The organism is Arthrobacter globiformis (assembly GCF_030817195.1).
Lineage (GTDB): Bacteria > Actinomycetota > Actinomycetes > Actinomycetales > Micrococcaceae > Arthrobacter > Arthrobacter globiformis_D.
The window spans coordinates 1862928-1876427 of sequence record NZ_JAUSYZ010000001.1 but is presented as its reverse complement, the minus strand read 5'-3'; the positions used below and the strand labels follow the sequence as shown (position 1 = coordinate 1876427).

Annotated in this window: 13 protein-coding genes; 6 read left to right on the top strand and 7 right to left on the bottom strand. The window is 67.5% G+C overall.

Translation table 11 applies throughout. From position 1 onward, the window contains the following. Nucleotides 1–4 precede the first annotated feature (4 nt). On the top strand, nt 5–238 hold the full coding sequence (locus QF036_RS08450; RefSeq protein ID WP_003802087.1) for an RNA-binding S4 domain-containing protein: 234 nt from the start codon (nt 5–7) through the stop codon (nt 236–238). Nucleotides 239–259: 21 nt separating this feature from the next. Here the strand turns inward: QF036_RS08450 and QF036_RS08445 are convergent, their stop codons facing one another. Further along, the gene (locus tag QF036_RS08445; protein WP_307100922.1) at nt 260–910 is read right to left on the bottom strand and encodes an alpha/beta hydrolase; all 651 of its coding nucleotides are present in this window, start codon (nt 908–910) and stop codon (nt 260–262) included. 94 nt (nt 911–1004) lie between these two features. Here QF036_RS08445 and QF036_RS08440 point away from each other — a divergent pair, with 94 nt between their 5' ends. From QF036_RS08440 to QF036_RS08425, 4 genes are all read left to right on the top strand, one after another. After that, nucleotides 1005–1877 (top strand): SGNH/GDSL hydrolase family protein, encoded by an 873-nt coding sequence (locus QF036_RS08440; RefSeq protein WP_307105849.1) that lies wholly within the window; start codon nt 1005–1007, stop codon nt 1875–1877. Nucleotides 1878–1946: 69 nt separating this feature from the next. After that, nucleotides 1947–3134, top strand: a complete 1188-nt coding sequence (locus QF036_RS08435; RefSeq protein WP_307100920.1) for a winged helix DNA-binding domain-containing protein — start codon at nt 1947–1949, stop codon at nt 3132–3134. A gap of 108 nt (nt 3135–3242) precedes the next feature. After that, a complete protein-coding gene (locus QF036_RS08430) occupies nt 3243–3905 on the top strand; it encodes a hypothetical protein (protein ID WP_307100918.1) in 663 nt (220 codons plus the stop codon). Nucleotides 3906–4015: 110 nt separating this feature from the next. Next, nucleotides 4016–4984 (top strand): IS481 family transposase, encoded by a 969-nt coding sequence (locus tag QF036_RS08425; RefSeq protein WP_307100916.1) that lies wholly within the window; start codon nt 4016–4018, stop codon nt 4982–4984. Nucleotides 4985–5005: 21 nt separating this feature from the next. Here QF036_RS08425 and QF036_RS08420 read toward each other — a convergent pair whose 3' ends face one another. The 4 genes from QF036_RS08420 to mmsB form a co-directional block, all read right to left on the bottom strand. Further along, nucleotides 5006–5500 carry a hypothetical protein gene (locus tag QF036_RS08420; RefSeq protein WP_307100913.1) on the bottom strand — a complete coding sequence of 165 codons (495 nt, stop codon included), beginning with the start codon at nt 5498–5500 and terminating at the stop codon, nt 5006–5008. Nucleotides 5501–5612: 112 nt separating this feature from the next. Beyond that, entirely contained in the window at nt 5613–7205 is a 1593-nt protein-coding gene (locus tag QF036_RS08415; RefSeq protein ID WP_307100912.1) for an HNH endonuclease signature motif containing protein, read from the bottom strand. A gap of 163 nt (nt 7206–7368) precedes the next feature. Then, nucleotides 7369–8853: a CoA-acylating methylmalonate-semialdehyde dehydrogenase gene (locus QF036_RS08410; protein WP_307100910.1), complete on the bottom strand. Its 1485-nt coding sequence runs from the start codon at nt 8851–8853 to the stop codon at nt 7369–7371. 62 nt (nt 8854–8915) lie between these two features. Beyond that, a complete protein-coding gene (mmsB, locus tag QF036_RS08405) occupies nt 8916–9818 on the bottom strand; it encodes a 3-hydroxyisobutyrate dehydrogenase (protein ID WP_307100908.1) in 903 nt (300 codons plus the stop codon). Nucleotides 9819–9930: 112 nt separating this feature from the next. Here mmsB and QF036_RS08400 point away from each other — a divergent pair, with 112 nt between their 5' ends. Beyond that, nucleotides 9931–10863 carry a LysR family transcriptional regulator gene (locus QF036_RS08400; RefSeq protein WP_307100906.1) on the top strand — a complete coding sequence of 311 codons (933 nt, stop codon included), beginning with the start codon at nt 9931–9933 and terminating at the stop codon, nt 10861–10863. Between the two features lie 11 nt (nt 10864–10874). Here the strand turns inward: QF036_RS08400 and QF036_RS08395 are convergent, their stop codons facing one another. After that, nucleotides 10875–12011: an alcohol dehydrogenase catalytic domain-containing protein gene (locus QF036_RS08395; protein ID WP_307100904.1), complete on the bottom strand. Its 1137-nt coding sequence runs from the start codon at nt 12009–12011 to the stop codon at nt 10875–10877. A 102-nt stretch (nt 12012–12113) separates the two neighbouring features. Then, nucleotides 12114–13496: an MFS transporter gene (locus QF036_RS08390; protein WP_307100902.1), complete on the bottom strand. Its 1383-nt coding sequence runs from the start codon at nt 13494–13496 to the stop codon at nt 12114–12116. Nucleotides 13497–13500 lie beyond the last annotated feature (4 nt).

The window sequence follows — 13500 nt, the reverse complement described above, 5'->3', positions numbered from 1 at the left end:
TGGTATGAGCAACCCGGAAATCGAAGAGATCCCCATCCGCGACACCATGATCCGCCTGGGCCAGCTCCTGAAGCTCGCCAACCTCGTGGAGGACGGCGTGGAGGCAACGGAGCTGATCAAGAACGGCCTGGTCAAGGTCAACGGTGAGATCGATGACCGGCGCGGCCGGCAGCTTCACAACGGGGACACGGTCACGGTGAACGGCCAGACCGTCCGGGTCAGCGCTCCCCAGGCGTAAAAGCTTTTGCTGCAGGAGGGCCTACTTGTTCAGCACCTCGTGGGTGAGGAACTCGGACACGTGCCCGACCTCCTGGGCATTGATGCCGTGCCACATGCCGGTGTAGAGGACCTTGGTCAGCTTTACGTGCTTGCGTACCCAGCCCATCGTGTATTCGATCTTGTCCGGCGTGATGACCGGGTCCTGCTGGTCCCGGCCCCAGAACAGCGGCACCGATCCGTCCAGTTCTGCATCGCGGAACTCGCCGTCGGACTCCGCATTGACCACAAAACCTGAAAGGCCGACGACGGCGGCAAAGTCAGCGGGCCGCTGCCGGAGCAGCGTGGTGGCCATGGCCATGCCCATCGAGAACCCGAGAAGGGTCACGGACGGGTGGTTGGCCTTGACCGTGTCCAGCCAGTCCAGGACGTACGCTGACGCAGCCTTGACGGCGTCGACGGAGTATTCGATCGAGCCGGTCAGCGGGAACCAGGAAAAGCCCGGCCCCATGGCGATGGGCGCGCGGACCGATGCCACGGCGAAGTCGTCCGGGAGCATGTCAGCCAGGCTGAGGAGGTCCTGCTCGTTCGCGCCGTAGCCGTGCAGCAGGACGAGCAGTGGCTTGCCGGCCCTGGCTTCCTCAGGCTTGGACCACAGAACAACGGGGGCAGGAAAGGCGTCGGCTAAAGTCATGGCTCCATTCTTACAGTTACCCACTGGTAACAACCTACGGTGGCGTAGCCAGGCGGTGCCGGTACAGGATGGGAAGGTGAGCGGAACCGAACCCATGCAGCAACCCCCAGAGCCCTTGGAAGAATCCCCGGTGCCTGCGGGTCGGCACCCGTGGAGCCGGTATGTGGCCATGGGTGACTCCTTCACCGAAGGCATCGGTGACCCCGAACCCAACAGTCCGGGCGGCTACCGCGGCTGGGCGGACCGGGTGGCGGAAGAGCTCGGACGGGGTCATGAGGATTTCGCCTACGCCAACCTTGCGGTGCGGGGACGGCTGCTACAGCAGATCATCGACGAACAGCTGGCGCCCTGCCTGGCCCTCAAGCCCGATCTGGTGACGCTGTCCGCCGGCGGCAACGACCTCATCCGGCCCGGCGGCGACCCGGACGCCCTGGCCGAAAAGCTCGACCCGGTGGTGCAGACCCTGGCGGCGAGCGGCGCCACCGTGGTGCTGTTCAACGGCCCGGACACAGGATCCTCCGTCCTGGGCCGGATCCGCAGCAAAGTGGCGATCTACAACGAAAACCTCCGCACCATCGCCGCCCGGCACGACGCGATCATCGCCGACATGTGGTCGCTCCGGCAGCTGAAAGACCCGCAGATGTGGAACGAGGACCGGCTGCACTTCTCGCCGCTGGGACACCACACCATCGCCGCCATGGTGCTCGAGGCCCTGAACGTCCAGCACAGCCTGGAGCCGCTCGCGCCGAAGCCGCTGCCGCCGCGCAGCTGGCGCGAGGCCCGCAGCGAAGACCTGGTCTGGGCTCGCGAGTACTTTGTGCCGTGGGTGATCCGGCGCCTGCGCCACCGGTCCTCCGGCGACGGCATCGCCCCCAAACGGCCGATGCCGGGACCCGTGTTCGGTCCGGGTGTTCCGTTGGGTTCGGGTGAAGGACCGCTCGGCCTCGGTGATCCCGTCCGGCATTAGCCGGCGCATGGCTGGGGCAAGTGGCTTGGTTGGTGACTGAACTGCCAAAGGTGAGGAGCGGCGTCGGGCATGGAACCCCATGAGGTGCTGCGGACCCGGCTGGCCGGGCAGCAGCTGAGGGAGCCGCGGGCCGCCACGGCGGAGGATGCCCTGAAAAACCTGCTCGCGGTCCAGGCGCAGGAGTTTCCCTATGCGCGCTGGTCGCTGGCCCAGCGGACCAGCGGCGCGACGGCCGCCGAAGTGGAGCAGGCAGTTGCCGACGGACGGATCCTCCGGACCCACATTCTGCGGCCCACCTGGCATTTTGTGCACCGCGATGACCTGCCGTGGCTCCGGGCCCTGTCCGCGCCACGGCTGCACCAGGCGAACGGCGGCACGTACCGCAGGACCGGGATTGACGATTCGGCAGCATCCCGGAGCGCCGGCGTACTGGCAGAAGCGGTGGCCGGCGGGGTGCACCTCACCCCTGAGCAGCTGGCTGCCAGGCTGCAGGGTGCGGGCTTCCCGGCCAAGGGACTCGCCCTCGCATACCTGATCATGCATGCCGAGATCAGCGGGGTGCTGGTGAGCGGCGCCCCCGTCCGCAGTCCCGGCGGCGCACTGCGGCAGACCTACGCCGCGTTCGATGAGCGCGTGGCCGGGGCCGCCCCGGCGGCCGTGCCCTCACGGGAGGAATCGTTGGCGGCCCTGGCACTGAGGTATTTCGGAAGCCGCGGGCCTGCCACCGTCCGGGACTGCGCGGACTGGTCCGGACTCGCGATGACTGATGTGCGCAAGGGGCTGGCACTGGCGGACGAAATCGCTCCGGGCGCCATCGTTGCCGCCAGCTTCGACGGCGCCGCGTTCTATCTCCGGCCGCCGGAGGCCGGGGAGGCACCGGGGCGGGATGGGGAATCATTGCCGAACGGGGGAGCGGCGCAGGCGGGTGCCTGGGATGGCCAGCCGCAGATCGATCTGGTCCAGTGCTACGACGAATACATCATGGGCTATTCGGTCTCACGGCATTACTTCGGCGGAACCGCGCCGGCCTATCCCTTTGACGACAATCCCATGCATGTGGTCCTGCTCGACGGGGTACTGGCGGGCTCCTGGCGGCATTCTCTGGTCCGGCGGGGGTCCGCCGCACAGCGCTGCGAACTGGACATCCGGCTCTCCCGGCCGCTCGGACAGGAGCTGGAAAATGCCTTGGAGCTGGCAGTGGCAAGGTACGGGGACTTCCTCGGCATGCCGGCAGTCCGGGTTCCGGCGGGCACCTGACGTCCAGTGCGGCCCTTCCAGTGACGCCGTGCGCTCCGGGCATAAGGATCGTGGACGCGTTCTCCGGCGGGGCTAAGCTGGAATGGACACTCACCGAGAGGCCCCACCGTGTTCGACTTGTTTTTCTGGATCATCATTCTGGCCGTCCTGGTTCCCATGGGCATGCGGATGTACCGGCGGTCGGTCCAACAGCGGAACCAGGGGCCAGGCCTGCCCGGACAGTACCCCGGCCAGTTTCCCAACCCGGGAGACGACCAGTTCGGCAACCAGCCTGGCAGCCCGCTCGGAGGCCCATTCCAGGGCCGTCCGGACAACCGGCCCCGGGACGGCTACACGCAGCAGGACTACTTCAGTGGTGGATTGGGGTTTCCGCAGCGCGGTGGCCAGGAGGAGCTTCCGCCCCTGAACCAGCCCTACCCGGGTCAGCAGTACCCGCCATACCCCCAGCCCGGCCCGAACCAGCCGTATCCGGACCAGTCATATCCGAATCAGCCATACCCCAACCAGACCGGTCCCGGCGGCCCAGGTGCACCGTCCTGGCAGCAGGGTCCGGTGCCCTACGAGGACAGCCCGGAATACCGGGCCAACCCGCCCCAGCCGCAACAGAACCCGGCCCCTGCCACTGGCCCGGCGCCCTCGACTCCCCCGCCGCCGTCGGCTCCGCAGGGTTTCCGGGCGCGGAAGCTGGCCGAACTGGACCAGCAGTACAGCGACGGCCAGATCTCCATGGAGGAGTACATGGCCCGGCGCAACGACATCATGAACGGCTAGGTGTATTGATCACGGACGTTAGTGACGCTCGGCGTGGTTTGGTGACATGAAGAAGACCTCCGGGTGGAGTGGGGCTTGTCTAGAGTCCAATTCCACGCACGGAGGTCTTCATGTCCCACCCTAACGCTCTTCTGACGCCTCGTGGCCGGCTTCATCTCGCGCAATGTGTCGTTGAGCAGTGCTGGAGTCTGCGCCGGGCCGCGGAGCGGTTTCAGGTCTCGGTGCCAACTGCTGCGCGTTGGGCTCAGCGCTACCGCGAGCACGGTCCGGATGGGATGCTGGACCGATCCAGCCGCCCGCATTATTCGCCCCGGCGGACGGCAACGCGCACGGAGCGGCGGATCATCGGTCTACGCGTGAACCGCCGGTGGGGGCCTGCCAGGATCGGCTATCTGCTGGGCATCCACCCGTCCACCGTGCACCGCGTCCTGTCCCGTTACCGGCTGGCGAAACTGGCCTGGCTCGATCGTGGCACCGGGCGGGTGATCCGCCGCTACGAACACGACAAGCCCGGGGACCTGGTCCATGTCGACATCAAGAAACTCGGCCGGATCCCGGCCGGCGGCGGACACCGGGTCCTGGGCAGGATCGCTGGTTGGAAGAACAAGACCGGCACCACGGCCAACCGCAGGCCCGGCTACCACTATCTCCATAACGCCGTCGATGACCATTCCCGCCTGGCCTACACCGAGATCCTTACGGACGAAACAAAGGAAACAGCAGCAGCCTTCTGGCAGCGCGCCAACGCCTGGTTACAGGCCCAAGGGATCACGGTCCAGCGCGTCCTGACCGACAACGGGAACTGCTACCGGTCCCGGGCCTTCGCTCAGGCCCTGGGACCGGACATCAAGCACAAACGCACCCGACCCTACCGTCCACAGACCAACGGCAAGGTCGAACGATTCAACCGCACCATGTTGGAGGAATGGGCTTACATCCGCCCCTACCGCTCAGAGGCCGAGCGTGTCGCAGCTTTCACCGACTGGCTCCACGCCTACAATCACCATCGAGCCCACACTGCACTCAAAGGTCAAACACCGGCCAGCCGCGTCACCAACCTCTCAGGTCAATACAGCTAGGCAGCCGGCCGCCGCTTTAGGCTACGGGTTGACCGCCAGGGTCACAGGTGCTGCCGTCGAGGGTCCGCCGCATTCGGCCGTGCCACCGATCCGTTGCCAGTTCAATGGCACCTTTTCTTCCGCGAGGGTCCCGCCCACGGCGTCCAGAGCCCGTACCGTCGCTGATCCGGGAGAGTCCATGTCGAAGCTAAAACGCCAGGTGGCCGCGCCGACCTTCTCGACCACGATGCGGTGAACGGCCGGACCACCACCTGGAGGGAAACCGAGACCGTTGGCGCCGGTCGGTGTCGCGGTCGCGGTAGGAAGCACTGGCTGCGGTATGGGGCGTTCGGCCGCCCGGGAACACGCTTCCGGTGTGCACAGCTGCACCCAGGCGACGTTGCGGGTGTCTCCGGCCAGGGCCACAGTGACGGAGTTGTTCCACCCGATTGCCGGGCAAACCCTCGCGCATCCCGTCACCGGCAGAAGCGCCGGCAGCAACAGTGTGAGAAATGCAAAGGTTCGCAGCCGGAGCATGCGGCCAGCATAGGTTCCGCCACGCACGGAAGATAGGCGCACAGCACTCAACGCATCCGGCCGGTCGGCAGGGCAAGCTGACCGCAGGCGGCATCTCACACCCAATTTCCACCTACGCGACAAGCGGGCCCCGATGGGGCGCCTGCTTTGGGGATTTGGCGCGCTCAAGCAGTTCCCGCTTGCGGCCAAGGCGTGTGGCTGTAGTCGGGGCCGCGTGTGGCGGTGCGGTGGAGTGGCAGGTGCGGCGGGGTATTCCAGGGTTTTCAGGCGTGCCGGGGTCGAGTCCGCCGGGTGGGTCGAGGTCGCCAAAGATGGGCTGGATGTGTGGTGGCCAGTGGGGTGGTTCCCAGTCGGGTTGTTCGCTGGCGTAGCGGCGGCCGGTGGGTGAGGTCCATACGGGTGGGTCGTTGGCGCTGGCGGCGGTGGGTGTCCAGGCGGAGTTGTGTTTGAGGCGGTGATGCTTGGGGCATGGCTGGCCGAGGTTGCTGATCCCGGTGGGCCCGCCGCGGGCCCAGGCCAGGAGGTGGTCCGCGTCGTTGTCCAGGCTGTGGTTGTTGCATCCCGGGAACGTGCATTTGGCATCCCTGAGCCGGAGCCATTGCCTCAGCGCTTTGGGGATGCGGTAGCTGGTCCGTCCGATCTCCAGGGGTGCGCCGTCGCGGGGGTCAGTGAGCACCCTCCGGAACGATGGCGCCCCGTCCGCGACGAGCGCACGGGCCATTGAGGGCGGGATCGGCCCATAGCCGTCGAGCATGGCCGGCTCCTCGGTCAGGCCAAGCAGAGAGAGCGCCGGAACGGTGACCAGGACCTGGGCCACGGGCGAGGGCACGTCGCCCGTGCTGGCGGGTGCGGATTCGAGCCCTGCGGTCAGGAGCCAGGACGAGGCGATGTCGGCACGGAGCTGGGTGAGGGTCCTGGCCTCGCCCGGCCCCTGCACTGCCCGGGCGCCGGTGGTGATACGGTCCCATATCCCGGCCGCCTGCGCGGCGGGCAGGTAGGCCGAGAGCCAGGCCATCCCGTCCCGGTCCGGGGCGTACTCCACCCGCCGGTCTGCCGCACTGCGGGTGTGGCGCGTTTCGATGCTGACCGGGTGGTGCCGCTCCCGCCAGGTACGGACTTTCGCCCGGAACCGGCACGGGACGAGCTCACCGGCCCGGCAGCCGCGCGCGGGATCCGGCGCGTCCGGGTCCAGGAAATGTGCCTCCAACGCCGCAGCCCCGGCCGGGTCAAGGTTTACGGCTTCGTCGACCATGATCCGGGCGTGCTGCCAAGCCACGGTTCCGGCCTGCAGCGCAGACAAGGTAAACGGCAGGTCCGTGGTCAGGGTACCGGCCTCGAACAGAAGCGCGCCGGCAGCGCGTTCGCTGATGGTCAGGGCACACGCGACCTCCGCGTTCACGGCCATCTCCCTGACGGTGCGGTCCCGCGCGGACGCGCCCGGCGGCGTCATCGCCTTCTCAACGTCGACGTAACCGGCGACGACGTGCACCTTCAGGGCCGCCATCCGCGCTTCCAATTTGGCCAACTCGGCCAGCGCGTCCAGGCAGGCGTCCGCCCGGTCCCGCAACACATCAGCACCGCCCCGGTCCGGGCTGCCTGCCCCGCGGACAGCCCCGCTTCCCATTCCGCGGCGGACCAAAACAGCCAGCGCAGAGACGGAGGCGTCAATGGCCTCCACCGTCTCCACAGCTGCACTGCTTTCCATACCCGAAGCATTTCACGGGCCACTGACAATCTAACGGCAACGGCCTGGACCCGAAAAAGGTACAGCCCGCGGCCCGCTGCTTGTGGCTGCGGGACGCGGGCTGAGACACAGGCCGGTCGTGACCGGCCCAAACTCAAGTTTTGATGTAAACCGAGTTTCGAGTTTAGTCGATCTGCGGGAAGCCGAGGTCGATCACCGAGGTGGACGGGTCAGGCCAGCGCGTGGTGACCACTTTGCCCCGGGTGTAGAACCGGATGCTGTCCGGGCCGTACATGTGGGTGTCGCCGAACAGCGAGTTCTTCCAGCCGCCGAACGAGAACGTGCCCACCGGGACGGGGATGGGAACGTTGACGCCCACCATGCCGGCATCGACGTCGAACTCGAACTGCCGGGCTGCGCCGCCGTCGCGGGTGAAGATGGCGGTGCCGTTGCCGAACTCGTTCTCGTTGACCAGCCGGACGGCGTCGCTGTAGGTGTCGACGCGGACCACCGACAGGACCGGGCCGAAGATCTCGTCGTCGTACACCCTCATGCCGGGCTTCACGTGGTCAACCAGGCTGACGCCGATGAAGAAGCCGTTCGAATCGAACTGCTGCGAGCGCCCGTCAACGACGACCGTGGCGCCTTCGTTTTCCGCTCCCGCAACGTAGGAGGCCACCCGGTCCCGGTGCTCCGCGGTGATCAGCGGACCCATCTGGGAGGCCGGATCGGTTCCTGCACCAATCTTGAGGCCCGCCATACGGCTGGAGATCGCCTGCACCAGGTCGTCCGCGATGTTGCCCACTGCGACGAGGACGCTGACGGCCATGCAGCGTTCGCCCGCCGAACCGTAGGCAGCGGAAACCGCAGCGTCGGCGGCCATGTCCAGGTCGGCGTCGGGCAGCACCACCATGTGGTTCTTCGCCCCGCCCAGAGCCTGGACGCGCTTGCCGTGGTCGGCCGCCCGCTTGTAGATCGACTGCGCGATGGGCGTGGAGCCGACGAAGCTCACCGCTTTCACATCGGGGTGCTCGAGCAGGACGTCGACGGCTTCCTTGTCCCCCTGGACCACGTTCAGCACGCCGGCGGGCAGCCCCGCCTCGGCGAAGGCCTCGGCGATGAAGATGGCGGCCGAGGGATCCTTCTCGCTGGGCTTCAGCAGCACGGTGTTGCCGCACGCCAGGGCGCTGCCGATCATCCACAGCGGCACCATGGCCGGGAAATTGAACGGGGTAATGCAGGCCACCACGCCCACCGGCTGGCGCACGGAGTGGACGTCGATGCCGCTGGAGACCTGCTCCGAGCGCTCCCCCTTGAGCATGTGGGACAGGCCGGTGGCGAACTCGATGTTCTCCAGGCCGCGGGAGATCTCCCCTTCGGCGTCGGAGAGGACCTTCCCGTGCTCGCTGGTGAGAATGGCCGCGAGCTCGGGCTTGCGCTGGTTCAGGATTTCGCGGACCCGGAAGAAGATGTTGGTGCGCTTGGCCAGGCTGGTGGCCCGCCACGCCGGCAGTGCGGCGCGGGCGGCGGCGATCGCCTCTTCAGTCCGCGACGCCGAGGCGAGCGCCACCTGCTTCTCCTGTTCCCCGGTGGCGGGGTTAAAGACGGGACCGAAACGTTCGGCGTCGCTGACGCGGCTGCCGTTGATGAAATGCGGAATGGTTTCCAAGGGAAGTCTCTTTTCGTGCGTTGCTGACAGGTGTGACTGGGAAATGGGTCTGGCCGTGAGGACTACTCCGCGGAGCCCAGCGAGCCGTCGGCGAGCTTGATGATCATCGAGCAGTCCTTGCCCGCCTCGCCGGCGTCGATGAGCTGCTGGAACAGCTGCTGGACGTGCTTGCCGATCTCGAGCGGCGTGCCAGTGTCCTCAGCGGCGCTGATGGCGAGGCCGATATCCTTGTTCGCCAGTTCGGTGGTGAAGGTTGGCGCAAAGTCGTTGTTCGAGGCTGCGGTGGGAACGACGCCGGGCACCGGGTACCAGGTCCGCAGCGCCCAGGAGTCACCCGAGGAGACGGACGCGATGTCCCAGAAGACCTGCTTGTCCAGGCCCAGCCGGTCCGCCAGCACGGCACCCTCCGCGGTGGAGGCGAGGTTGATGAAGAGCATCAGGTTGTTGCAGATTTTCGCTGCCTGCCCGGTGGTGGCGCCGCCGGTGGGGATGATGTTGGCTGCCATCGGGCCGATGAAGCCGGTCGCGTCCGCGACGGCGCCCTCCTCGCCGCCCACCATGAAGGTCAGCGTCCCCGCCTTGGCACCGCTCATGCCGCCCGAGACCGGGGCGTCCACAAAGCGGAAGCCGGCGGCAGCAGCGGCGTCGTGCAGTTCCTGGGCGGACGCGATGTCGATGGTGGAGGAGTCCACCAGCAGCGTGCGGGTGTCGGCATGCGCGAGGACGCCGTCTTCGCCGAGGTACACCGTACGGGCGTGCTCGCCCTTGGGCAGCATGGTGAACACAACGTCAGCGCCGCCGACGGCCTCGGCAATGCTGCCGACCGGCTTGACGCCGGCCTCCTCGGCGGCGGCGAGCGCCGCGGGATTAAGGTCAAAACCGCGGACATCGTGCCCGGCCTTGGCCAGGTTCGCGGACATAAAGCCGCCCATGTTTCCGAGGCCGATCCAGCCGATTACTGCCATTCGTAAGCTCCTTTGCTTCGGATCCGGCCGCTCGGGCCGGAAGCTCTGTGTCCACCATCACACCCTGCTAGAGTGCAATCAAGGGGAAAAATTACAGACGGTATGTGCACTGATGCACACAGATGAAAGGCTTGCCGTGGACCTGAGGCGGCTTCCGAGCCCGGACGACCTGCTGATCCTGCTGACAGTTGCACGCCTGGGCAGGTTCAACGCGGTGGCGGAAACCCTGGGCACCACCCACACCACCATCTCCCGCCGGATCCTCGCCCTGGACAAGCAGCTTGGCGGGCGCACTCTCGAACGCAGCCCGCACGGCTGGGAGCTGACCCAGCTCGGTACCGCCGCCGTGGAGGCGGCGGAAGCCATCGAGAACACCCTTGGATCACTCTCCGGCCTGATCAGCCAGGACCAGAGCGCCCTGTCCGGGCTCGTGCGCGTGGCGACGACGGACGGTGTGGGAGCCGTGTTCGTCACGCCTGCGCTGGTCCGGCTGCAGCAGCAGAACCCGCAGCTGAACATCGAGATGCTAAGCGCCACGCGGAAGGTCAGCCAGAACAGGTCCGGCGTGGACCTGGAAATCGTGGTTGGCCGGACAGACGTCAGCAACGCCCAGACCATCTTCCTGAGCAACTACTACCTGCGCCTCTACGCCAGCCCCGGCTACGCCGCGGAGCACGGACTGCCGGAAACGCTCGACGACGTCGGGCAGCACGGTTTTGTCTCTTACGTTGAGTCTGCGCTCCAGGTGGCGGAGTTGGGGCACCGCTGGTCCTCGCAGCTGCCGATGCCCGCCTCGAGCTTCCAGGCCACGAGTGTCTTCGCCCAGGTGGAGGCGGTGCGGCAGGGCGCAGGCATCGGGCTGCTGCCGAACTTCATGGTGGCCGGGCAGCCGGACTTCGTTCCCGTGCTCGCCGGCGACTTCGAGCGCCAGCTGCCTATCTGGGCGGTGGCGCGGCCGGAATCCCTCCGCTCGGCCGCGGTGCAGGCCGTCATCGCGTCACTCAAGGAGGAAGTAAAGGCCCAGGCGGGCCTGCTGGCGGGCTGACGCGCGCCCCGTCAGGCCGTGAACAGCCGCCGCACCACCTGCCCGGAGGCCAGCGCATCCAGTCCCTCGTTGATCTCGGTGAGCGGCCTGGTGTCGGTGTGCAGCAGCTCCACCGGCAGCCGGCCCTCCCGCCAGTAGCCGAGGTAGAGCGGGATGTCCCGCCCGGGAACGGCATCGCCCATGTACGAACCGAGCAGGCGCTTGCCGGCTCCGGCGAACTGCAGCGCCGGCACCGTCAGCTCTGCCGACGGATGGGGCAGGCCGACCGAGACGACGGCGCCGCCCCGGGTCACATGCCCGAGGCACGCGGCAATCACGCCGGCTGAGCCAACCGCTTCGATGGCGACGTCGACCCCGTCGCCGGCGGCTTCCGCGATGAGTCCGGCCGCGTCCTCGGGCGTCCCCACGGCGGTGGCGCCGCAGTCAAGGGCGAGCTGGTGCTTGCCGGAATTTGGATCGATGGCGATCACGCTGCCGGCCCCCGCGAGGGAGGCGGCCATGACGGCGGAAAGGCCCACTGCCCCCAGCCCGAAGACGGCCACCGACTGGCCGGCCGTGACGGCGGCGGTGTTGAGCACAGCGCCCATGCCGGTGAGCACGGCGCAACCGAACATCGCCGCAACGGTGTCCGGGACGTCGTCGTCAATCACCACCACCGATTCCCGGGCCACCACGGCGTAATCGGCGAAAGCCGAGACGCCCAGGTGATGGTTGATCCGCTCCCCTGCCGGCGTGCGCAGCAGCGCCTCGCCGTGGAGCAGGTCGCCGGAGCCGTTGACCTCGGCCGCACGGTGGCAGAGCGCGGGACGGCCTGACCGGCAGGCTCGGCAGTCCCCGCAGCTCGGCACGAAGACCAGCACTACGTGGTCCCCCACCGACACATCGGAGACGCCGTCGCCGACGGCCACGACCCGCCCCACCGCCTCGTGGCCCAGTGCCATGGGCAGGGGCCGGACCCGCGAACCGTCCACCACGGAAAGGTCCGAGTGGCACAGGCTGGAGTAGGTGATGGCAACGCCCAGCTCGCCGGCGCGCGGCTCCGGCCGGGCCAGCTCCTGCACCACCAGGGGCCGGGCGTCCGTGTAGCTGGGCTTCTGCGCTGGAGTACCGGTGGCGGGGACGGTGGAGTAGAGGACTGCTGCTTTCATGTAAATCCTTGGTCTCGGTGAACGGGCAACTGCCCGGCCCCGCATGGGTGGCGGGTCCGGGCAGCTGCTGAATGCTCGTCAGGGTCGAGGCTAAAGCCGGGCTTACTTCTTGCCGGCTGCGAGCAGGTCGGCAGTGCCCTGGGCGTCGGCCGCGTCCACGTCGTGGAGCGAGATGCCGCGGGTCTCCTTCAGGAAGAACACCGCGGCGGCGGTGATGGCGCAGGCAATCAGCAGGTAGATGGCCACAGGGACGGAGGATTTGTACGTGCTCAGGAGTGAGGCGGCGATGATCGGGGCCAGCGAACCGGCCACGATGGAGGTCACCTGGTAGCCCAGCGAGACGCCGGAGTAGCGCATCCGGGTGGGGAACATTTCCGCCATGATCGCGGGCTGGCCGGCGTACATCAGGGCGTGGAACAGCAGGCCGATCATGATGGACGCCAGGATGATGACGTCGTTCTTGGTGTCCATCATCGGGAAGGCGAAGAAGCCCCACGTGGCACCGAGGATGGCCCCGGCCATGTAGACGGGCTTGCGGCCGAAACGGTCCGACAGCTTGCCCACCAGCGGCACAGCAACGAAGTGCACGGCATGGGCGAGCAACAGCAGCAGCAGGATCCGGGTCGTGTCGGCCTGGACAACCGTCTTCAGGTAGGTGATGGAGAACGTCACCACGAGGTAGTAGAGGATGTTCTCGGCGAAACGCAGGCCCATGGCGGTGAAAACACCGCGCGGGTAGCGCCTGAAGACCTCGGCCACGCCGTAGCCCTTGTGCCCGGCCTCGACCTCTTTGCGGGCTTCAAGGAAGATCGGGGCGTCGTTGACCTTGGTGCGGATGTAGTAGCCGATGAGGACGATCACCGCGGAGAGCCAGAACGCGACGCGCCAGCCCCAGCCGAGGAACGCTTCCTGGGTCAGGGTGGAGGACAGGATGAACAGCACGGCCGTGGCGAGCAGGTTGCCCATGGGCACGGCGGACTGCGGCCAGCTGGCCCAGAATCCGCGTGACTTGCTGGGGCTGTGCTCTGCCACGAGGAGGACCGCGCCGCCCCATTCGCCGCCGACCGCGAAGCCTTGGGCGAACCGCAGGAAGACCAGGAGCGCGGGCGCCCAGTAGCCGATCTGCTGGAACGTCGGGAGGCAGCCCATGAGGAAGGTGGAGACACCGACCAGGATGATGCTCAGCTGCAGCAGCTGCTTGCGGCCGAACTTGTCGCCGAAGTGGCCGAAGACGATGCCGCCGATCGGGCGGGCAACGAAGCCGACCGCGTAAGTGAGGAAGGCGGCAATGATGCCGTCCAGCTCGGTGCCGGCGTTGGGGAAGAAGGTCTTGCCGAAGACCAGGGTGGCAGCCGACGCGTAGAGGAAGAACTCATACCACTCCACGACGGTGCCGGCCATGGACGCCGTGACAACTTTCTTGAGGCCAGTGGCCTTGATGTCGGTTTCCTCTGCACGCCTTGCGGCGGAGCTTTCCGTACTCATTGCG

Coding starts and splice junctions, on each gene's coding strand:
- QF036_RS08450 (WP_003802087.1), top strand. CDS start 5: ATGAGCAACCCGGAAATCGAAGAGATCCCCATCCGCGACACCATGATC.
- QF036_RS08415 (WP_307100912.1), bottom strand. CDS start 7,205: ATGGAAAGCAGTGCAGCTGTGGAGACGGTGGAGGCCATTGACGCCTCC.
- QF036_RS08420 (WP_307100913.1), bottom strand. CDS start 5,500: ATGCTCCGGCTGCGAACCTTTGCATTTCTCACACTGTTGCTGCCGGCG.
- QF036_RS08395 (WP_307100904.1), bottom strand. CDS start 12,011: ATGAAAGCAGCAGTCCTCTACTCCACCGTCCCCGCCACCGGTACTCCA.
- QF036_RS08445 (WP_307100922.1), bottom strand. CDS start 910: ATGACTTTAGCCGACGCCTTTCCTGCCCCCGTTGTTCTGTGGTCCAAG.
- QF036_RS08390 (WP_307100902.1), bottom strand. CDS start 13,496: ATGAGTACGGAAAGCTCCGCCGCAAGGCGTGCAGAGGAAACCGACATC.
- QF036_RS08435 (WP_307100920.1), top strand. CDS start 1,947: ATGGAACCCCATGAGGTGCTGCGGACCCGGCTGGCCGGGCAGCAGCTG.
- QF036_RS08425 (WP_307100916.1), top strand. CDS start 4,016: ATGTCCCACCCTAACGCTCTTCTGACGCCTCGTGGCCGGCTTCATCTC.
- QF036_RS08440 (WP_307105849.1), top strand. CDS start 1,005: ATGCAGCAACCCCCAGAGCCCTTGGAAGAATCCCCGGTGCCTGCGGGT.
- QF036_RS08400 (WP_307100906.1), top strand. CDS start 9,931: ATGCACACAGATGAAAGGCTTGCCGTGGACCTGAGGCGGCTTCCGAGC.
- mmsB (WP_307100908.1), bottom strand. CDS start 9,818: ATGGCAGTAATCGGCTGGATCGGCCTCGGAAACATGGGCGGCTTTATG.